This window comes from Teredinibacter haidensis (assembly GCF_014211975.1).
Taxonomy (GTDB): Bacteria; Pseudomonadota; Gammaproteobacteria; order Pseudomonadales; family Cellvibrionaceae; genus Teredinibacter; species Teredinibacter haidensis.
The window spans coordinates 3,494,572-3,513,367 of record NZ_CP060084.1 but is presented as its reverse complement, the minus strand read 5'-3'; the positions used below and the strand labels follow the sequence as shown (position 1 = coordinate 3,513,367).

General features: G+C 50.2%; 16 protein-coding genes. 4 read left to right on the top strand and 12 right to left on the bottom strand.

The features are described 5' to 3' along the window. Positions 1-66 precede the first annotated feature (66 nt). From waaA to H5715_RS14045, 7 genes are all read right to left on the bottom strand, one after another. The gene (gene waaA, locus H5715_RS14075; RefSeq protein ID WP_075188305.1) at positions 67-1,371 is read right to left on the bottom strand and encodes a lipid IV(A) 3-deoxy-D-manno-octulosonic acid transferase; all 1,305 of its coding nucleotides are present in this window, start codon (positions 1,369-1,371) and stop codon (positions 67-69) included. Between the two features lie 8 nt (positions 1,372-1,379). Beyond that, entirely contained in the window at positions 1,380-3,143 is a 1,764-nt protein-coding gene (msbA, locus tag H5715_RS14070; RefSeq protein ID WP_075188304.1) for a lipid A export permease/ATP-binding protein MsbA, read from the bottom strand. A 95-nt stretch (positions 3,144-3,238) separates the two neighbouring features. Further along, entirely contained in the window at positions 3,239-4,165 is a 927-nt protein-coding gene (locus H5715_RS14065; protein ID WP_075188303.1) for a branched-chain amino acid transaminase, read from the bottom strand. Positions 4,166-4,348: 183 nt separating this feature from the next. Beyond that, positions 4,349-7,312, bottom strand: a complete 2,964-nt coding sequence (glnE, locus tag H5715_RS14060; protein WP_075188301.1) for a bifunctional [glutamate--ammonia ligase]-adenylyl-L-tyrosine phosphorylase/[glutamate--ammonia-ligase] adenylyltransferase — start codon at positions 7,310-7,312, stop codon at positions 4,349-4,351. A gap of 124 nt (positions 7,313-7,436) precedes the next feature. Further along, complete coding sequence (locus H5715_RS14055) at positions 7,437-8,933, bottom strand: methyl-accepting chemotaxis protein (RefSeq protein ID WP_075188300.1); 1,497 nt, start codon at positions 8,931-8,933, stop codon at positions 7,437-7,439. A gap of 148 nt (positions 8,934-9,081) precedes the next feature. Next, positions 9,082-10,041, bottom strand: coding sequence for a sensor domain-containing diguanylate cyclase (locus H5715_RS14050; RefSeq protein ID WP_075188299.1), 960 nt, complete (start codon positions 10,039-10,041; stop codon positions 9,082-9,084). A gap of 33 nt (positions 10,042-10,074) precedes the next feature. Further along, entirely contained in the window at positions 10,075-10,686 is a 612-nt protein-coding gene (locus H5715_RS14045) for a histidine kinase (protein WP_075188298.1), read from the bottom strand. A 129-nt stretch (positions 10,687-10,815) separates the two neighbouring features. On the opposite strand from H5715_RS14045, the gene H5715_RS14040 reads away from it, so the two are divergent. Further along, positions 10,816-11,463: an MBL fold metallo-hydrolase gene (locus H5715_RS14040; protein ID WP_075188297.1), complete on the top strand. Its 648-nt coding sequence runs from the start codon at positions 10,816-10,818 to the stop codon at positions 11,461-11,463. A 124-nt stretch (positions 11,464-11,587) separates the two neighbouring features. Continuing rightward, on the top strand, positions 11,588-11,971 hold the full coding sequence (locus H5715_RS14035; RefSeq protein ID WP_075188296.1) for a DUF2750 domain-containing protein: 384 nt from the start codon (positions 11,588-11,590) through the stop codon (positions 11,969-11,971). Positions 11,972-11,975: 4 nt separating this feature from the next. On the opposite strand, the gene H5715_RS14030 is transcribed toward H5715_RS14035, so the two are convergent. Together H5715_RS14030 and H5715_RS14025 are read right to left on the bottom strand one after the other, a co-directional pair. Beyond that, positions 11,976-12,509 carry a TlpA family protein disulfide reductase gene (locus H5715_RS14030; protein WP_075188295.1) on the bottom strand — a complete coding sequence of 178 codons (534 nt, stop codon included), beginning with the start codon at positions 12,507-12,509 and terminating at the stop codon, positions 11,976-11,978. Positions 12,510-12,527: 18 nt separating this feature from the next. Further along, complete coding sequence (locus H5715_RS14025) at positions 12,528-13,334, bottom strand: GNAT family N-acetyltransferase (protein ID WP_083608283.1); 807 nt, start codon at positions 13,332-13,334, stop codon at positions 12,528-12,530. A 118-nt stretch (positions 13,335-13,452) separates the two neighbouring features. Here H5715_RS14025 and parC point away from each other — a divergent pair, with 118 nt between their 5' ends. Both parC and H5715_RS14015 read left to right on the top strand, forming a co-directional pair. Next, positions 13,453-15,702 carry a DNA topoisomerase IV subunit A gene (gene parC / locus H5715_RS14020; RefSeq protein WP_075188294.1) on the top strand — a complete coding sequence of 750 codons (2,250 nt, stop codon included), beginning with the start codon at positions 13,453-13,455 and terminating at the stop codon, positions 15,700-15,702. Between the two features lie 170 nt (positions 15,703-15,872). Next, complete coding sequence (locus H5715_RS14015; RefSeq protein ID WP_075188293.1) at positions 15,873-16,133, top strand: PilZ domain-containing protein; 261 nt, start codon at positions 15,873-15,875, stop codon at positions 16,131-16,133. A 98-nt stretch (positions 16,134-16,231) separates the two neighbouring features. Here the strand turns inward: H5715_RS14015 and H5715_RS14010 are convergent, their stop codons facing one another. From H5715_RS14010 to H5715_RS14000, 3 genes are read right to left on the bottom strand one after another with little or no spacing between them, the layout of a single operon-like run. Continuing rightward, positions 16,232-16,999, bottom strand: a complete 768-nt coding sequence (locus H5715_RS14010) for a glucosaminidase domain-containing protein (protein WP_246434552.1) — start codon at positions 16,997-16,999, stop codon at positions 16,232-16,234. A gap of 10 nt (positions 17,000-17,009) precedes the next feature. Further along, on the bottom strand, positions 17,010-17,615 hold the full coding sequence (locus tag H5715_RS14005) for a replication protein P (RefSeq protein ID WP_075188292.1): 606 nt from the start codon (positions 17,613-17,615) through the stop codon (positions 17,010-17,012). Further along, positions 17,578-18,693, bottom strand: coding sequence for a DnaT-like ssDNA-binding domain-containing protein (locus H5715_RS14000; RefSeq protein WP_075188291.1), 1,116 nt, complete (start codon positions 18,691-18,693; stop codon positions 17,578-17,580). Before H5715_RS14000 ends, H5715_RS14005 begins: the two co-directional genes overlap by 38 nt. Between the last annotated feature and the right edge of the window lie 103 nt (positions 18,694-18,796).

Here is an 18,796-nt window from a genome sequence, read left to right as displayed (position 1 = left end):
CATAGGTAGTCGATTGGTAAAAACGTTTTTCGATTAGTAATAATGATGCGGCACGAAGGTATAGAGTTAAGAAAACGATTGTGAGCGGTCGTGTACAGATGCTATCTGTTTTTGAATGATAGCCATCAGCCGAGCCAGAGCCCCCTGGTTTTGTTCGGCCACCTTCGCTGCGGCGGCGCCCGCAACTAAGGCTTTTTCCTGGTGAAAGAGTTCCATTAATTGTTGCGAGAGTTGTTCAGAGTTGTTGACGGTAATCAGCCCGCCAGCTTTTGTTAGCATTCGGGATATATCGAGAAAGTTAAACTGGCTGGGGCCGGAGAGTATGGGCAGGCGCCATACGGCGGGCTCGATGGTGTTGTGTCCACCGTTATTGACGAAGCTGCCACCCACAAAGGCAATATCGGCGCAGCCGAAGAGCAACATCATTTCCCCCATCGTATCGCCGAGATAAATATCGAACTTATCTGAGTTAAGGGTCGAGTGATTGTCGCTGCGCCTAAGTGTTTTAAAGCCTCTTTTCTCGCAGAGTTCAAAAACACTATTGAAGCGATCAGGATGCCGGGGGACAAGAATAAGTCGTGCCAGAGGATGCTGTTTTCGCAGTAAATCGAAGGCTTCCAGAATTATTTCATCTTCGCCTTTATGGGTGCTGGCGGCGATCCAGGTATTGTATAAGCCATCACTGGAAAGTTGCTGCTTTAGTTTTCTCGCTTGTATTCGTAGTTCGTCGCTCACGGCAATATCAAATTTAATATTGCCAATAATTTCAGCTTTCTCTTGTGCTAATCCCAAGGCTTTAAAGCGCGCTGCATCGGCGGAGTTTTGAATGGCGGCCAGCGATAGTTTTTGCAGCATGGGCTTGCTCAGCCAGCTGACTTTTTGATAGCCTCGCGCCGATTTTTCGGAAAGGCGTGCATTGGCCAGTAGTGTAGGAATATTGCGTTTCGCGCAGGCGTGAAGGGTGTTGGGCCACAACTCGGTTTCCAGGAAAACGGCGAGCCTGGGTTTTATTTTATTTAAAAAAGGGCTAAGTGAAAAAGGTAGATCGTAGGGCGCGTATACGTGAAAGACCTTGTCACCGTAGGTGGCGGTAACGCGCTCAGAGCCTGTGGGTGTCATAGTGGTAACTGCCAGCTGGTAATTGTTTAATGCCAGGAGTTGGTCGATCATCGGCTTGGCGGCAATAAATTCGCCAACAGAAACCGTATGCACCCAGATAAAGTTTTTATTTTGGTTGGGAGCGGGAAATATGCCAAAGCGTTCTGTCCAGCGCTGGCGATAAGCGGGCAGCTTTCTGCCGCGCAGCCATAAGCGCAATAAAATGAGCGGAATACACAGTGTGAAAAGAAGCGTGTAGAGATAACGCATGATCTTTATGTCTATTCCCGTTGGCTGCTGTGCAGTTTGGCGTAGTAACCTTTTGCCTGAAGGAGCTGTTGATGTGTTCCCGCTTCAACAACTTCACCTCTATCCAGTACAACAATTTTATCGGCATTTTCGATAGTACTGAGGCGGTGGGCAATAATTAATGTTGTTCGCCCTTGTTTGAGGTTTTCCAACGCTTTCTGAATCTGCTTTTCCGACTCGTTGTCTAATGCGGATGTGGCTTCGTCCAAAATCAAAATAGGAGCATCTTTATAGAGTGCTCGGGCGATCGCAATGCGCTGGCGTTGGCCACCGGAGAGACGGTCGCCATCTTCACCGACTTCGGTGTCAAATCCGTGTTCCAGTTCGTTAATGAAGTGCTCTGCATAGGCGTTTTTAGCCGCTTCGATTACGCGCTCACGATCAATGTTGTCGCTGCCGTAAGCAATATTGGCCAGCACGCTGTCGTTAAACAGGATGGTTTGCTGATTTACCAGGGCGATATTATCGCGCAGGGAGCTAAGGCTGAGCTCTCGTATGTCGTTCCCATCAATAGTGATTTTCCCCTGCTGTGGTTCGTAAAACCGGAGCAATAAATTAACGATGGTTGATTTTCCACTGCCGGAAGCGCCAACCAAGGCGATGGTTTCGCCGGGCGCAATGGCTAAATCCAGCTGTTTGAGAGCGAGCTGATCTTGCTGGTAATGAAAGCTGATATTGTTTAGCGCAATAGCACCTTTGGTATTTACCAGTGTTTTGCTGCCACGGTTTTCCGCCGCGGGTATATCTAGAGTTTCAAAAATTGTTTCGGCAGCGGCCAGCCCACGTTGGATTACGGAGTTGATGGTGCTTAGCTGGCGAAAGGGCTTTGCGATCCTTCCTGCAAGTGTGACAAACACTACGGCTTTTGCCGAGGTGTCTTCCCAGAAGAAGAGTACCAGTAGGAACAATGTTGCCAGAGCGCTGGCGATTACAATATGTAAAATGGGTGTTTGCAGAGCGCTAACACGCTCGAATTTAATACCGAAGCGTAGGTTTTCATCGGTAGCTTCTTTGAAACGACGGTTTTCGTATTTTTCGCCGTTGTAGCTTTTTACCAGTTTGATGCTTTGAAAACTCTCGGTCGCAATATGGGTGACGCGACCCACAGTCAGCTGAATTCGGCGGCTGACACGACGAAAATAGCGGCTGGCCAAATATATTAGTGCGGCCAAAATAGGGGTGACAGCAATAAAGGTAATCGTCAGTTGCCAGTTCATGTAGAGCAGAAAAATCAAAAAGACAATAACCTGCATACCATCCTGAAACAGAATTTTGACTGCGCGGGTTACGGAGCCGGTTACCTGCTCGATATTGTAAATAATCAAAGACACAAGCTCGCCGGAATTTTTTTCGTCGTAAAAACGTTGCGGCAGAAAAATCATGTGTCCGAAGATTTGCTTGCGTAAATCATTGACAACCCCAAGCCCTACGCGACCCATATAAAAATTGCCAAGAAAGGCGCCAACACCGCGCAATGCGGCCAGTAATACTAGAGCGGCAGGAACAAAGTAGAGTGAAGTCGTTATAGACTTGGGGATAAAGTTTAACGAGTCGGTCTCGCGGCCTTCAAGGTTGTTGAGAAAAAATTCCACCAGCATTGCCATAATGGCTTCCATCCCTGCAAACAGGGCAAAGCCGATAATACTGACGATAAAAAAGCCTCGATATTCAAAAGCGTAACTGAGTAGCCTGCGATAGAGGTTGTTTGTTTTGGGGGGTAATTGCTGTGCTGTCATTTTTTCTCGCGCTTGGCGTGGTGGTGACAAAAGATAGGGTGAAAACAAAATATTCAGGTAGCCGTTCGCGAACTACCTGAATATTGAGTGGGCGCTTACTTTATCGGAGCCAGCCACTCGGCGTGTTGGCTCAAGCCGCCGCGAATGGCTTTGAAGTACAGAGTTTGCAGCTGTTCCGTTATTGGGCCGCGGTGACCAGCGCCAATCGCGCGGCCGTCCAGTTCACGAATAGGTAATACTTCTGCTGCTGTACCGGTAAAGAAGGCTTCGTCGGCGACATAGACCTCGTCACGGGTGATTCGTTTCTCGATAATTTGATAACCGCATTCCTCCGCTAATTGGAAGATGGTGTTGCGGGTAATACCGTCGAGGCACGAAGTCAGCTCCGGCGTGTAGATAATACCGTTGCGCACGATAAAAACATTCTCGCCACTACCCTCGGCGACGTAGCCTTCGTTGTCCAGCAGTAAAGCCTCTTCGCAACCGCAATCGAGCGCTTCTTTGAGTGCCAGCATGGAGTTGATGTAGTGACCGTTGGCTTTCGCCTTGCACATAGAAATATTAACGTGGTGGCGGGTGTAGCTGCTGACGCGAACTTTAATACCTATTTCTTTGGCCTCGGGCGACATATAAGACGGCCAATTCCAGGCGGCGACAATGCAGTGGGATTTCAGATTGTCGGCACGCAGGCCCATGCCTTCCGATCCGTAAAAGACCATTGGGCGCAGGTAGGCCTCTTCCAGGTTGTTCTCGCGTACGACCAGTTTTTGTGCTTCGTTAAGTTCGTCTTTGCTCCAGGGCATGTCCATATTCATAATATGAGCCGAGCGGAACAGTCGGTCGGTATGTTCGTTCAATCGAAAAATGCTGGTGCCGTATTCTCCGGCATTGTACGCACGCACGCCTTCAAACACGCCCATGCCGTAGTGCAGGGTGTGAGTGAGTACGTGAACCTTGGCGTCGCGCCAAGGGATTAATTCTCCGTCGAACCAGATAACTCCATCGCGGTCAGCGAATGACATTTTTAACTCCAATAATATGTTTTCTGTGGGCCATTTCGTTTGCTTTGAAATGTACCGTCTTATGTTTTTGCCGAGCAAGCGGCTTTACTCTGTGCCTCGCGACTGAGTTTTCGCCGTTGGCACAATGTTTCTTTATAGCCTTGGGAATACCCAAGACCGGTAGCGCTAAAGCGACAAACAATCTCAACCCTCAAATAGGTTTTTCCACAAGCGCGCAACCTGTTCCCGGGCTGTTTTTACTTCGCCATCTAGTTGTTCAACCTCAACGCGGTTGGACTGCTGTTGTAGGGTTAGGCGATGCCCAAGGGAACGGAGTACTTTGTAGGCGTTTGTCAGTTCGTCGACCTCTTGAGCCGACATTAGGTTGGATTGCGCAAGGCTATCCAGTATTCGGATGTTGTCCGTAAATTTTGTTAAGCCAGAGACTTTGTGCGCCCAGGCGAGAACCGCGTATTGAACCATAAATTCTATGTCAACGATACCGCCGCGATCCTGCTTTAGATGGAAGGCGGTGATGCCGTCGTCTTTCTTATCGCTGCCCAAATGCTGCCGCATTTTTTCGCGCATTTCGACTACATCGGTGCGCAATTTGGTTGAATCGTGTTCAGTGGCGAGTATGCGTTGGCGGACGGCGTTAAATTGTTGAGTCAGCTCTGCGTCACCGGCAACGGGTCTGGCTCGAACCAGCGCCTGGTGCTCCCAGGTCCAGGCCTCGGATTTTTGGTATTTTTCGAAGGCGCTGAGTGTTGTGACCAGCATGCCTGAATTGCCGGAGGGTCGCAGGCGCATATCGACCTCATAAAGCTCGCCCGATGCCATGCGGGTGTTCAGCATGTGAATGATTTTTTGCCCTAGGCGCATAAAAAACGTTTGGTTATCCAGCGGCCTCATACCGCGTTGCTCGCCATCGGTCGTGCCCATTGAATCGGCATTGTGAATAAAGACCAGATCTAAATCTGAACCGTGGCCCAGCTCTATGCCGCCCAGCTTCCCGTAGCCGACGATAATGAAATTGGGGTTGGGCCGTTCGTCGCCATCGGGGTAGCCGTGTTTTCGGGTCAATTGTTGCCACACGAAATTGAGTACATATTCCAGCAGGGTTTCTGCCAGCCAGGTTAGGTAATCACTGACTTGCATCAATGGCAGAGAGCCGTTGATTTCGCAGGCCGCCACTCGCAAAGCGTGAGCGGAGCGGAAGTAGCGCAAGGCCTCCATCTGCTCTTCCAGATCGTCTTCAGCAATGCGCAGTGTGGTTCTACGCAGTTCGTCTACCAGCTCGGCTTTCTTCGGCGCGTGATAGAGGCTGCGAGGGTCCAGCAGTTCGTCCAGCAATGCCGGGCGCGCCGCCAGTTCTTCTGCAATCCAGGGGCTAGCGGCGGCGAGCGAGACCAGTTGCTTTAGTGCGCCGGGATTTTCGATCAGCAGCAGAAGGTAGGCGCTGCGGCGGGCGACGGATTTGACTAGCAGCAGGATGCGACGCAGGGTTTCCGTAGGGCTGGAGACCTTGGTCACGGAGGCTAGCAGTCGCGGCATAAAGGCATCCAGGCGCTGACGCCCGGCGGGCTGCATGGTGAGAATATTACTGCTGATACGCAGGTCTTCCAGGTGCTCGAGGCTTTTTACGGGGTCTTCGTGACCGTGCTCTGCCAGTAGCTTGATATAGTCATCGGGCTCCAAGGTGTCGAGCCAGACACTGCGCCAATCGCAGCCGGAGCTGAAATCGGCTTCCTGTTTATCATCGGGTGAGGCAATAACTGCGGCAAATTCGCTTTTGACGAGTTGTTGGTAACGTCCGAGTTTCTGGTAAAAATCGTCCCAGTTTTCGAAGCCCACTACGCGCGCAATGCCCAGGCGTTGATCTTGATCGTCCGGGATTTTCTGGGTTTGCCTGTCCTGAAACCCCTGAATGGCGTGCTCGGTATTACGAAGAAACCGGTAGGCTTCGGCAAGCTCCGCCGCTCTACCGGATGGCAGGCAATTAAGCTCTTCCAGAAGCGGCAGTATTACCATTAAGCGGTTGTCTTGCAGTTGGGTATCGCGGCCACCGCGAATCAGTTGGAATGCCTGCGCGATAAATTCGATTTCTCGTATGCCGCCGGCACCAAGCTTCACATCGTCGCCGAGCTTTCGCCGAGCAACTTCTTGGTTGATCATCTGCTTCAGGCCGCGTAGTGATTCGACTACTGAAAAATCGACATAGCGGCGGTAGGTGAAGCTGCTGATTAACTGGTTTAGGTTTTTAATCGCGTGCTTGCTGGTATCGCTTCCCTTCATGCTGGAGGCAATGACTCGCGCCTTGATCATAGCGTAGCGTTCCCACTCCCGGCCCTGGGTTTGATAGTAGTCTTCCATGGCGGCGAAGTGGCTTACCAGTGCACCACTTTGCCCGAATGGGCGCAGGCGCATATCCACGCGGAAAACAAAGCCGTCGGCCGTTACGGTGTCCAGGGTTTGAATCAGTTGCTTACCCAGGCGAATAAAAAATTCCTGGTTGCTTAATGGGCGCCGCCCTCCCTGTGTCTCGCCGGTGCTGGGGTAGGCGAAAATCAAATCGATATCGGAGGATAAGTTCAACTCCCCAGCGCCGAGCTTACCCATGCCGATAACCAGCATTGGCTGAATTTGGCCACGGCTGTTTTTCGGTTCGCCGTGCTTTTCGACCAGCTCTCGATAGTGGTAATTAAGCGCTTGCTGTATGCAGTTTTCGGCCAGCCAGCTGAGTTCTTGCGTAATTTGCAGCGTGTCCAGGGCGCGGTTGAAGTCGCGCCAGATAATATTCACCAGAGCCTGGTTGCGAAACTGGCGAAGCGCTTTCTTTAGTTCGTCGGTAGAGACGCAGTTGGTCGTTCGCTGCTCGCATTCATTTTGGTAATAGCACTCATTCTGTGGTGCAAAGGCATCCTGGTGAAGCAGATGCTGTAACCAGTGCGGGTGTCTTTGTAGCTGCGTTTGCACGAATTCGCTATTGGCGGTAACACGCAGGAATTTTTCACGTAGCAGATCGTCGTTGTGTACCTGCGCCAGCCAGTGTTGACTGGAATCGGCGTTGAGCTGTTGCTCCAGATTTTCGTGGAAGCGTTGGTATTTGGCACATTTTTCTGCTGAAAAGCCTTGCTGCTGTAAAGCCCTAAGTAAGGTAGGGAGCATTGTTGTATCCCCTGATACAGACCCTGAATGAGGGTGTGGATTTTACCTGTTGTGGTCAATCTCGTCTTGCAGAAATAAAAAAACCGGGCGAAAAGCCCGGCTTTATTAGGTGTTTCTTAAGTGCTCAGACAATAAATTTGTGCATCTGACTTTTTAGCTCCTCGCTTTCACTCGAAAGTTGCTCGGAGTTTTCCGCAATAATGTGTGCGTTGCCTGAGACTTTTTCCGATAGGGAGAAGATGGCGGAAATGATTTTGCTTACTTCATTGGCCACAGAGCTCTGCTCGTTGGCAGCCGTGGCAATTTGGTGGTTCATATCGTTGATAGTGGTGACGTTACCCTTGATCATCTCCAGCGCTTCTTCCACTTTCATGGAGGTGTCTATGGTTTCCTGTACCGATGAAGTACTGGTACTCATCGAGCTATGAGCTTCGTCGGCAGCCTTTTGAAGTTGCAAAATGATGGATTCAATTTCTTCGGTGGAGGCCTGGGTTTTCTGGGCCAGCGATCGTACCTCGTCCGCTACCACTGCAAAGCCTCGTCCCTGCTCGCCGGCGCGGGCTGCTTCAATTGCCGCATTAAGTGCCAGCAGGTTGGTTTGCTCAGCGATAGAGCGGATCACTTCCATAACCGAACCAATGTTTTCGCTGCTGTTTTTCAGCACCTGAATTTTTTCGGCTGTGGCTTCAATTTGCCCGGTTAGACGTTGAATCGTTTCCTGTGACGACTTCATCACCTGGGTGCCTTCGATGGCGGCTGTGCTAGTGTCTTTAGTTCTATCAGCAGTTTCCCCTGCGGAGCGGGCGACCTCTTCTGCTGATGCAGACAATTGGTTTAACGCGGCTGCCACTTGCTCAATTTCTTTTAGCTGTTGACCTGTAGATTCCACGGTATTGTTGGTGGCGCTGCTCATATTTTCGACGTTTACGCCAACTTTATCGGTCACTGTCATGACGTTGCGAATGATTTGCGCGATCTGGTCAATAACCTGATTGAATTTTTCTGCAAGATCTGCGATTTCATCGCTGCCGCGCACGGGTAAGCGAGTCGTCAGGTCGCCACCTCCTTCTGCAATTTTTGAAAGCCGATCGGTAACCAGTGAGACGGGGGTAATAATAATTTTTTTCAGTAGAAAATAGAGTGTGATCAGGGCCGCTGCCATCAGCGCCAATACCATAATGATACTGGTGGTAGTCTGGCTGCTGAGGATGCTTTCCATTTGCTGCTTGGAGAAGGTGATGTCGTAGCTGCCAATAATCTGTCCGCCCCTGACGACCTCAACGCCCCTGCGTGCTTCCTTGAGCTTAGGGCTCAGCGCTGTACTTTCTGCTGCGTTTGCCAGTTCTTTCCCCCGGTGGTCGATAATACGAATACTGTACACGAGTGCTGTATTTACGGCTGAGGTGGCGATGGCTTGGATTTGAGAGAAATCGTAGGCGAATACCGGTTCCAGAAGGGAGGAGTTGATCAGTTCGATCTGACTTTCGACATTCGTTTCGAATTGTTCCTGCTGGCTGCTGGAAATGGCTTGATAGCTAACAAAGAGAATAATAGTAGCGGCAACCAGAATCATAATGGTCATAGCGGCCATCAGCTTGGTTGTAAGGGATTGCTTTATCATAAGTGTTTACCTGTCCCCGGAACACGAATAAGGGTAACTTTTTATCGTCTCTCGCTAAGTCTAGTCGAAATTTGAGTCAGACGAGTGGCGTTTAAAGCTGTTTTTTTGTTCGCGAATATGGTGGTTAAAATGCAACCAATAGCGTGATCTACTGGGTGTAGATCACGCTGCAATTGCGACCACCGTTTTTAGCTTTGTATAAAGCTTTATCGGCACATTCGATCCAATCTGCAGGTGTTTTTACGGATGAGTTGAGTTCGGCAATACCCAGGCTGACGGTAAATCGAACATTGTGCCCTTCGTGCTCGACAACAATAGACTCTATACTTTTACGCAGTCGTTCAGACAGGGTCATAGCGCCATCGGCGCCAGTATCTTTTAGGATAATGGCAAATTCTTCGCCGCCGTAGCGCCCTGCCAAATCGATGTCGCGCAGACTGTTCCGCAGAGTGCTTGAGGTTTCACGGATAACTTGGTCGCCGGTCGGGTGGCCGTAGGTGTCGTTCACCTTCTTGAAGTGGTCGATATCGAACATGACCATCGAGCTGACATGGCCGTGACGCTTAAAGCGCCGGTGCTCCTGTTCCAGTTCTTGCTGCCATGATTTGCGGTTGAGCAGGCCGGTAAGGCCGTCCGTTCGGCTAAGCGTATGTAATTTTTCGTTAGCGGTCTGCAGTTGCAAGCGGTTGACTGCGACTTCGGTAACATCGTAAATAATAAGGCAGATATGCTCCACTTCGCCGCGTGCGTTGGTTAGTGGAATGATGGTGCAGTTTTGGTACATGTAGTCGGCAATGCTGGTGATTGGCCGATAGCTGTTGAAGCGAAATAGGTAGGGGCGCTGCTCCCAGGTAGTGAATGCGGAATTCTGTAGCACAAAGACGGAGTCGGCTTTGCGTCGAAACCAAGCTTCGGGAAGTTCCGGGAACAGGTCGAACAGCCTTTGGCCGAGAACGACATCGGGCATTTTGGCGCTGTGGTTTTGCATGAAACTGTTCCACAGTTGGACTTTAAACTCCTTATCGAGGATCACCAAGCCAACATCGATATCCTGGAGGACATCCATCAGCCAGTGGAAATCATTGAGAAAATCTTGAGTTTTCGTCATTGGGCTTCTTAGTTCTAACTCCGGGAACGAGGCCTATTCGAGCAAATAATCGAGTTTTTTAAGTACGATATCCATGGAGCTGTCGGTCATTACGATTAGTAAGTCGCAATTCACATCGTAGCCTTCCAATTGATAGTTAATTTCGGTTACCAGGGCGTGATCCCAGCGGTTATTTTCCCTCTGGAATATATCAGAAAGGCGCACATGCTGCCCCAGCACCATGGGTGAGCCGTAGCTGAACTCCATATCAATTTGTTCGGCAATCCCCTTTAGACAGGCGCCAAACAAGACGTTGGTAGTGTCCATTAGCAGTTCGCGCTCCGCCTGTGCGTCCAGTACGTCATCATATTTCATCAGCTTGGCGAGATCGGAAAAGCTGGTGTCGTTAAAAATTAGCATCGCCTCGCCGGAAATGCCGCCGCCAATAAAGCCCTGGCAAACGCCGGAGACTGAATCGTTGCCATCAAGTGACTGTAGCGCCATAGCGATGTCGGACGGTGCCATCACCTCAATATGGGGAATTGAGAGGATGACAAAGGTGTCCAGCAGGCGTGCCAGTTTGTCCCCCGCTTGGCCCATCGCCACGTTGGTTATCTCTTGCAGGCAGTCGCGGTGATCTTCACTTAGGTTTAGTATTGTACTCATTGGTGTCGGTCGAGAAATTTGCGTCGTAATATCTATTCTAGTCGTGTGCCGCTAAAATGCCGGAAAATTTGTTGTTTACTTATGATTTTGCCTGCCTTCATCGGGCGTTTAGGCCGTATAGAGTGACCCATGTTGAAATATGAAATCCTTCCAGTGACCCCTTTTATGCAAAATTGCTCCGTTATCTGGTGCTCGGAAACCCTGGAGGCGGCGGTTATTGACCCCGGTGGTGAAGTCGAGCGCATACAGGGGCTAATCGAGAAGCTGGGTGTGAACGTGACAAAAATCCTGTTGACTCACGGTCATTTGGATCATGTGGGGGGAACGGCTCAACTTAAAGAGTTGCTGGGTGTGTCGGTAGTCGGCCCGCATAAAGATGACCTGTTCTGGATAGAGATGCTGGATCGACAGTCGCAAATGATGAACTTCCCCATCGTGCCTGCGTTTAAGCCGGATCAGTGGCTGGAAAACGGCGATACCATTCCCCTTGGAAAGTTGCAGTTGGAAGTCCTTTTGTGTCCGGGTCACACCCCAGGTCATATCGTATTGTTTGAGCGCGGGAGTAAATTGGCTTTTGTGGGGGATGTGCTGTTTAACGGTTCGATTGGACGAACGGATTTTCCTCGCGGTGATCACGCAGCCCTGATCAATGCGATCAAAACCCAGCTGTGGCCGTTGGGGCGCGATGTGACCTTTGTGCCCGGCCACGGGCCTATCTCTACTTTCGGGCAGGAGCGTCTGCATAACCCCTATGTAAGGGATGCTGTCAGCAGCTAAACAACGGACAAATTTTTTATTGTTCTTCAGTCGCTTTGGCTACATTATAAGTGCTGTTTTTCTGTTGTTTGCTCCTCCCGTTTACAACCCTCTTTATTTTTAACTCTCTCTATCGGTGACCACGATGACTGACACTCTCGAGATGCTTGGCGAAGACTTCGACGAAAACTACGATATCTTTATTGAAGACGCTCTGGAAACGGGGTGTGTGTGGGGTTTGGAAGGCAGTGATGGCTGGGCCCTCTGCAGCTCTCTGCAGAACGAGGAGCTGGAGGTAATGCCTATGTGGTCTCAGCCGGAATACGCCAAGTGGCATTGCAAGGAAGAGTGGAAGGATTACAAAGTGGTACCCATTTCACTGGAGGAGTTGCTGGATGAGTGGCTGCCGGGTATGCACGAAGATGTGCTGTTGGTTGGGGTAAACTGGAATACGGAAATGGAAGGCGAGGAAGTTGAACCACTAGATCTGCTGGAGGATGTCGATAAAGCAGCGGCGGATATCGCTTAGCGCCTTATTTTTTTAGATACTTTTCTAGTACTAGGGCCTGTAGCTGTCGCATGACGGCCACTGAGTCTTCCCCCGGCTGACGTAAATAGCGAATGGTTTTGTCTTTGCCTATAAACACCACACCTGGAGTGCCCTCTACCGCATAGCGGCGGGCGATAGCGTCAGCGTTAAGGATTAATGGCAGTTTAAAGTCACGGCTGTCGAAGTAGCCTACCGGGTCGCCATCTTCCCATATGTTCATGGCAAAAATTTTCACCGGGTCATTGGTTAGCGTGAGCTGGAACAGGTTGATTTCCGGTAGTAGCTCCCTGCAGAACTTACACCAGCTTGCCCAGAACACTATGATGACTTCGTTGCCCTGCTCCAGTTCTGCGTAAAGGGAATGCATGTCACCTTCAATATCGCTCATCATCCAATTGGGAGCCGTCATGCCAACAGCGAGTGGCTGTGGGCTATTGTCAGCCTGTGATGGATTGGCGACCAAAAGCCACAGCAGGGCTGCGGTTACAATGCGAAGGTTGGTAGTGGCTCGGAGCATGAGTTTGTAGCGCTAAGTTCAAAGGGTGGTTAATAGAGTTTCGGTCTCGCTATTGGTTCCCAGTGGGTCAATAATTAAGCGCCGATGCCGTGGCTGAGTATAGCGTGATAGGGGCTGTATTTGTCGACCCCCGCTATCGAAGTTGTCGGGCGATAGCCAATTTTTAAATGCTGGCATTACGGCGGGCCAGTCTTCACTTGTCATCCCGAACCAGGCCGTATCTCGATTCCGGTTTTTGACAACCATGGCGTTGCGGAATAAACCTTCATAGGAAAAACCAAAGCGCAGGGCGGCCTTTTTTGAAGCGCTGTTCAAGGCATTGCACTTCCACTCGCAGCGGCGGAAACCCAGCTCAAAGACATACTTCAATATTAAATAAACCGCTTCTGTTGCCAATGCTGTTTTTTGCATCGATGGCATAAACATAACATGAGCCAGTTCTATACTGCCTTTTTGTGGTTCGATGGCTGCGAGGGAAAAAACTCCTTTTGCTTCGCCATCGACATTGGTAATACAGAAAAACAAGGGGTCATTATGTGAGCAGGCCTGTTGCAGCCACTGTTGGTAATCGGCAAATCGCTGAAAGGGGCCGTAGGGCATGTAGGTCCAGATGGCCTCCTGTGGTTGGCCTTGTATGTCGCGGTACAGGGCTTCGGCATGCCTGTCTGCATCCAGTGGCTGTAGCTGTGCGTGCCGGCCGCTAATGGTGAGCGGTGCGGGGGTGGTGGCTGTCTGCCAGGCGAGCGGCAGGCCTACAGGTTGGCCCAAATTATTGGTTTGATACTGTATTGGGCAGTGTTTTCCCAGTCGGTCTTCTGTTTTCATGGGGCGCTATGCCTTGTTGGAACCGTTTCGTTATTTATCGCAATCATGACATTTATTCGGGGATCTCTGCTAGAATTCTGCGCACTATTTTTATAAGTACAAATACGCACACAATCTTATGTCTGAATCTACTGTAATACCCTTCGCAGACGAACAGCTTCCGCTAAAAGAATTTACCGAAAAAGCCTACCTCGATTATTCTATGTACGTGATTTTGGATCGCGCGCTGCCCCATGTGGGCGATGGCTTAAAACCGGTACAAAGGCGCATCGTCTATGCCATGAGTGAGCTTGGCTTAAAAGCCAGCGCGAAATTCAAAAAATCCGCCCGTACCGTGGGTGATGTTATTGGTAAATTTCACCCGCACGGTGACAGCGCCGCGTACGAGGCGATGGTGCTGATGGCGCAGCCTTTTTCCTATCGCTATCCGTTGGTGGAGGGGCAGGGCAACTGGGGCTCACAAGATGATCCTAAATCGTTTGCCGCAATGCGTTATACCGAGTCGCGTCTGTCTAAATATACGGAAGTGTTATTAAGTGAGCTGGCGCAGGGTACCGTTGAATGGCTGCCCAATTTTGATGGCACGTTGGACGAGCCCAAAATTCTGCCCGCGCGCGTGCCCAATGTATTGTTAAATGGCACCACCGGTATTGCAGTGGGTATGGCTACAGATATTCCTCCGCACAACCTACGCGAAGTGGTGGCCGCTACTATTCACTTGCTGGAAAACCCCAAAGCGACAGTGGCTGATCTGTGTGAATATATCCACGGTCCGGATATGCCCACCGACGCCGAAATTATCACGTCCAAGACCGATTTGCAGAAAATGTATGAAACCGGCCGTGGCAGCATGAAGATGCGCGCAGTCTGGTTGAAAGAAGATGGCGATATTGTGATCACTTCTCTTCCTCATCAGGTCAGTGGAGCCAAAATCCTGGAGCAAATTGCCGCACAAATGCAGGCGAAAAAATTGCCGATGGTAGCTGATCTGCGCGATGAGTCCGACCATGAAAATCCCACCCGTCTGGTGATTGTGCCGCGCTCCAATCGCATTGATATGGATGCGGTGATGAACCACCTGTTCGCCACCACAGATCTGGAGCGCAGTTACCGTATTAACATGAACGTTATCGGTATTGATGGTCGTCCCGGTGTGAGGTCGCTGGACGGTATGCTTCACGATTGGCTCAGCTTCCGCATGGTGACTGTCCGCCGCCGTCTGCAATGTCGTTTGGACTGGGTTGAACGCCGCCTGCATTTGCTGGACGGATTGCTGGTCGCTTTTTTGAACTTGGATGAAGTGATCCGTATTATTCGTACAGAGGATCATCCCAAGCAAAAATTAATGGAGCGCTTTGAGCTTTCCGAAGACCAAGCGAATTACATTCTTGATACTCGCCTGCGTCAGCTGGCGCGTCTAGAAGAAATGAAAATCCGCGGGGAACAGGATGAGTTGGCAGCAGAGCGTGCGGAGCTGAAAAAAATTCTCGATTCTGCCCGCCGTTTAAAAACGCTGATTCGCAAAGAGTTGGAGCAAGCGGTTGATGATTTTGGTGATGACCGTCGCTCGCCAATCGTGGCTCGCGGAGAGGCTCAGGCCTTTAGTGAAACTGAATTGATGACCAGCGAACCGGTAACGGTTGTGTTATCGGAGCGGGGTTGGATTCGCTCCGCGAAGGGGCATGATATTGATCCGACAGCGCTAAGTTATAAAGCGGGCGACAGCTTCAAGTCTGTCTCTAAAGGTAAGAGTAACCAACAAGCTCTGTTGCTGGATTCCACCGGTCGCAGCTATGCGATTCCCGCACATTCCCTGCCCTCCGCGCGCTCTCAGGGAGAGCCGATTACCGGGCGCTTAAACCCGCCTAGTGGCGCTACTATTGATGGCATGTTAATGGGTGACGAGAAGCAACAGATATTGGTTGCGTCCGACGCGGGCTACGGGTTTGTCGCCACCCTTGCTGATATGTACACCAAAAACCGCTCCGGTAAAGCATTGCTAACTCTGCCCAAGGGTGGAAAAGTGATGCAACCTCAGATGATCAATAGCATGGATGACAGCTGGTTGGCAGCGATTAGCAACGAAGGTCGTTTGCTGGTATTTCCCATTACCGAATTGCCTCAGTTGGCTCGCGGTAAAGGGAATAAAATTATGAATATTCCGGCAGCGCGTGTTCTGTCGCGAGAAGAATTTATTATTGCATTAGTTGTTATCGATAAAACTCAATGCATTAAAGTTAATTCGGGCAAACGTTATTTAACACTTAAGTTTAAGGACCTGGAGCACTATCGAGGGGAACGTGGCCGTCGTGGTAATAAATTGCCACGTGGTTTTCAAAAAGTGGACTCAGTTGTAGTAGAATCCTGACAGACTTTTGCAAAAACTCAGGCGGAGGTGTGTAAAAGTTACAAGGTAAAAAAAATAGATCGATAAAAATATCGACACTTTGAGTTTGGGAAATAAGATCGATACGGGGCCAGGGACTCGGCTGAACTCGTGTTGTTGTCGTTCACTTATTAAATAATTTGCCTAATATTATGTCAGGATTCCGTAAGCATGGGCGTACAGTCGTTAAATGTGTTGTACGTCTTACTCATCGCGATATTGGCGACGTAATGGCTGAAACGCGTGATATCTCCGAGTCGGGTGTTTTTGTCAATTGTCGGGAGCTCGTACACTTTATTGCTATTGGTGATGAATTCGAAGCCAAGCTTTATTCCGAGTGCAACGATGTTTCCGAAACCAATATGAAGGTCGTGCGCCTTACTGCAGATGGTGTGGGCTTGGCCTTTGCCTGAAGCCCCTGCTTTCCATTAGCTTGTTTATCGATTGGGTATAGGGGCGGGCGGGCCGAGGCCTAAAGCCCGAATGTCTGGCAGGCTCCCGGGAATCCTATTTACTCTAACCGGTTTACCCTGATCATCACGCGTAACTCTTCGATGTATTCCTTTCCTCTCTCAGAATAATGCGTAAGTCCGCCTGCAAGAGCGTGCCCGGTTACGGCTATATTTTGCACTCTTAAGTTGGTCCGCAGTTCGCGTAGTGATTTATAGGCGCGGTGTGTATTTAGGTTGAAAAAATAAGCGGCGACGGACTCGCCTGCCGAGTCGAATTTGCGCACTTCGTGACCCGCTTTTGCCGCTCTTTTACTGGGAACTAGGCCACAGCCCTTTTTAAAGCACCATTGGCCAAAATAGTTATTGCCCTCTGTAGCGAAACGCGAACGGCCCCAGGAGGATTCATTGGCTGCCTGCGCAAGCACCAAAGCGGCGGGTAACGTGTCAACCCGCTTACTGAGTTGCCCTAATAATTTTTGAGTATCTTCGCTTGGCTTAACAGAAAATTGTTCTGCTAACTTTAGAAGTTGCGTTTGCTGGCGGTGGTTGAGTTTTCCATTCGCGGAGAATTGTGTTGTTAGCTTTGTAAGCTTCTCTCGTTGGGCGAGAATTTTTTGGTTTTCAGTTTCTATCAGTGGTCTTAGGAACGCAAAAAAAGCGGCCTTTCGCTCTTTAATGTTTTCTATCTCGGCAAAATCTGGTGCCTGCGCCACGGAGGGGGCTGGCGTTATATGCAGAGCCCTGTGGTGACTTGCGACAATGATTATGATAAGCGCAAAGAGTAGATAGGCGACTAGAGCAATCGCTAAAAGTTTTTTAAAAATCATAAATGTCTTTCTATAAGTCGAGAGTTTTTCTGAATTGGCTGAATTTGTTGCGAGCCGATTTTCTATCGATCGGTTTGTTAACTTCTTTCGGTAGTGCGGGCTTGTTGGGGGCGGCCAGCGTTTCGCCTAAACGGACTCGATCACACACCTGCTGGTAGTGCTGCTTAAAAATGGGGTAAGCGACATGCTCAACGTTGTTTTGCAGGAAATACCAGTCTGCGGCTTTACCTGCGTAGTAAACCGCCAGGTGGCTCCATTTATGACTGACCTTGGGCGAGGGTGCGCGACAGGCTTCCAGATAAGCAGCATGAACTTCTGGCAAGCCGAGATCGCTACTGGTTTCACAGGCTTTGATCATGGCTGCAAGTGTGGGTAAAAACTCGTTGTTTTCGATGATTGAGCGAGACGCTAGCAGCATAACGCGCGGTTCGAAGCGCTGCAGCGCTTCCAGCCACAAGCGTTTGGTAGCGTTTACATCCGTTTCGTTGCTGTAGGCTTTAAAAAACTGGTTGTGATAGTTACGTTTGAATAGCGCAAAAATCTGATTGATGGCATCGATTCGTACGTTACCCTGGGATTTAGTTGGCCCAGCTTCTGTCAGCGAGTTCTTCTTCAAGTGTTATATCCCGTGTCGATCTGGTTTCGTTGCCCGCTTGAGGGCTGGTGATTGCGTGGCGTTTCGCCCACTCACGTTTTGCATGCTGTAAAAACCGGGTGTTCCAGCTTGTGTGTATCTGGTTGCTATCGCGCCAGTACAAAATAAACTCTGGAATCAGCCCTGTAGCAAAGTTTACATCAATATTCGCGAGGCGTAGAACATCATAAACATCTTCCGAGGGCTGCCAGTTGGTCGAAATGGGTTTGGGGTCGGTGCTGTGTTCCAGCGCGGTATTGAATTTCTTCCACTGGATACGTACATGCTGAATAAACTTGCTGTTCCAGGTCTTTAGCGAATCGCCGCGCTCTTTCCAGTACAGAATAAATTCCGGGATGGCATCTTCGACAAACTCCCGTCTGATCCCCGCATGCACGGTGAGTACATCCATGGCATCCTCGCTGGGCCACCAGTTCGCCTGCATGGGGCTGTTCTGATCCTGACGATTGCGCTGGGCTTCAAAGGTTCGCCATTTGCGAATAACCCAGGATATAAACTTGGCTCCCCACGAGCGATGTACCTCGCCGCTATCGCGCCAATATGTAACGAACTCGGGTAGCTGCTCGTAGGAGAAGTTGTCGGGGATGTTGTGTTGTGCGAGCTGTGCCAGTGTATTGGTGTCTGGCTGCCAGTTGCTGGCGATGTAGTTTTTCCCGCTTGTGGTCGCCGGCGCTTGTTGAGGCGTGACTTTTTGTTGCGTCGTTTTATGCAACTGTGTGCTTGCGGTAGCGACCCTTTCGTTAAAGGCGAAGCGATAGTGGGAGCTGGTGCCAAAGAGGTTTGGCCCTTGCAAGAGTACGCCCTTCGCATGGAGGTTTTTACCCAAGCGTACGATATCGCGATCATCCCAGAAGGGTAGGGCAGAGCGCAGCGTGTTCGTTTCGATATGGCGCCACTCAAAACCTTGTGCCGCCTGCACCTCGGCGCCTGCAGCCAGATCCGACAAAACAGAAAGCAGCACGGACTCTTCCAGCCCCAATGTTGCTGCGAGGCCAGGGTAGATAAGGATGGGTCTTTCGGGAATCAGTGATGAGCTCATGGTACCTCTCTGCGGGGGGAGATACTTTACCACTGTGGAGCGCTTTTTAAACCTGGTTCATACTGGTCTTGTCGGTATGGATGGTGGAGTGGCCTGTGTTACC

What these genes read in the sequence shown, in the direction of transcription:
- msbA (WP_075188304.1), bottom strand. Translation starts at nt 3,143, where the DNA reads ATGACAGCACAGCAATTACCCCCCAAAACAAACAACCTCTATCGCAGG.
- H5715_RS14065 (WP_075188303.1), bottom strand. Translation starts at nt 4,165, where the DNA reads ATGTCATTCGCTGACCGCGATGGAGTTATCTGGTTCGACGGAGAATTA.
- glnE (WP_075188301.1), bottom strand. Translation starts at nt 7,312, where the DNA reads ATGCTCCCTACCTTACTTAGGGCTTTACAGCAGCAAGGCTTTTCAGCA.
- H5715_RS14055 (WP_075188300.1), bottom strand. Translation starts at nt 8,933, where the DNA reads ATGATAAAGCAATCCCTTACAACCAAGCTGATGGCCGCTATGACCATT.
- H5715_RS14050 (WP_075188299.1), bottom strand. Translation starts at nt 10,041, where the DNA reads ATGACGAAAACTCAAGATTTTCTCAATGATTTCCACTGGCTGATGGAT.
- H5715_RS14045 (WP_075188298.1), bottom strand. Translation starts at nt 10,686, where the DNA reads ATGAGTACAATACTAAACCTAAGTGAAGATCACCGCGACTGCCTGCAA.
- H5715_RS14040 (WP_075188297.1), top strand. Translation starts at nt 10,816, where the DNA reads ATGTTGAAATATGAAATCCTTCCAGTGACCCCTTTTATGCAAAATTGC.
- H5715_RS14035 (WP_075188296.1), top strand. Translation starts at nt 11,588, where the DNA reads ATGACTGACACTCTCGAGATGCTTGGCGAAGACTTCGACGAAAACTAC.
- H5715_RS14030 (WP_075188295.1), bottom strand. Translation starts at nt 12,509, where the DNA reads ATGCTCCGAGCCACTACCAACCTTCGCATTGTAACCGCAGCCCTGCTG.
- H5715_RS14025 (WP_083608283.1), bottom strand. Translation starts at nt 13,334, where the DNA reads ATGAAAACAGAAGACCGACTGGGAAAACACTGCCCAATACAGTATCAA.
- parC (WP_075188294.1), top strand. Translation starts at nt 13,453, where the DNA reads ATGTCTGAATCTACTGTAATACCCTTCGCAGACGAACAGCTTCCGCTA.
- H5715_RS14015 (WP_075188293.1), top strand. Translation starts at nt 15,873, where the DNA reads ATGTCAGGATTCCGTAAGCATGGGCGTACAGTCGTTAAATGTGTTGTA.
- H5715_RS14010 (WP_246434552.1), bottom strand. Translation starts at nt 16,999, where the DNA reads ATGATTTTTAAAAAACTTTTAGCGATTGCTCTAGTCGCCTATCTACTC.
- H5715_RS14000 (WP_075188291.1), bottom strand. Translation starts at nt 18,693, where the DNA reads ATGAGCTCATCACTGATTCCCGAAAGACCCATCCTTATCTACCCTGGC.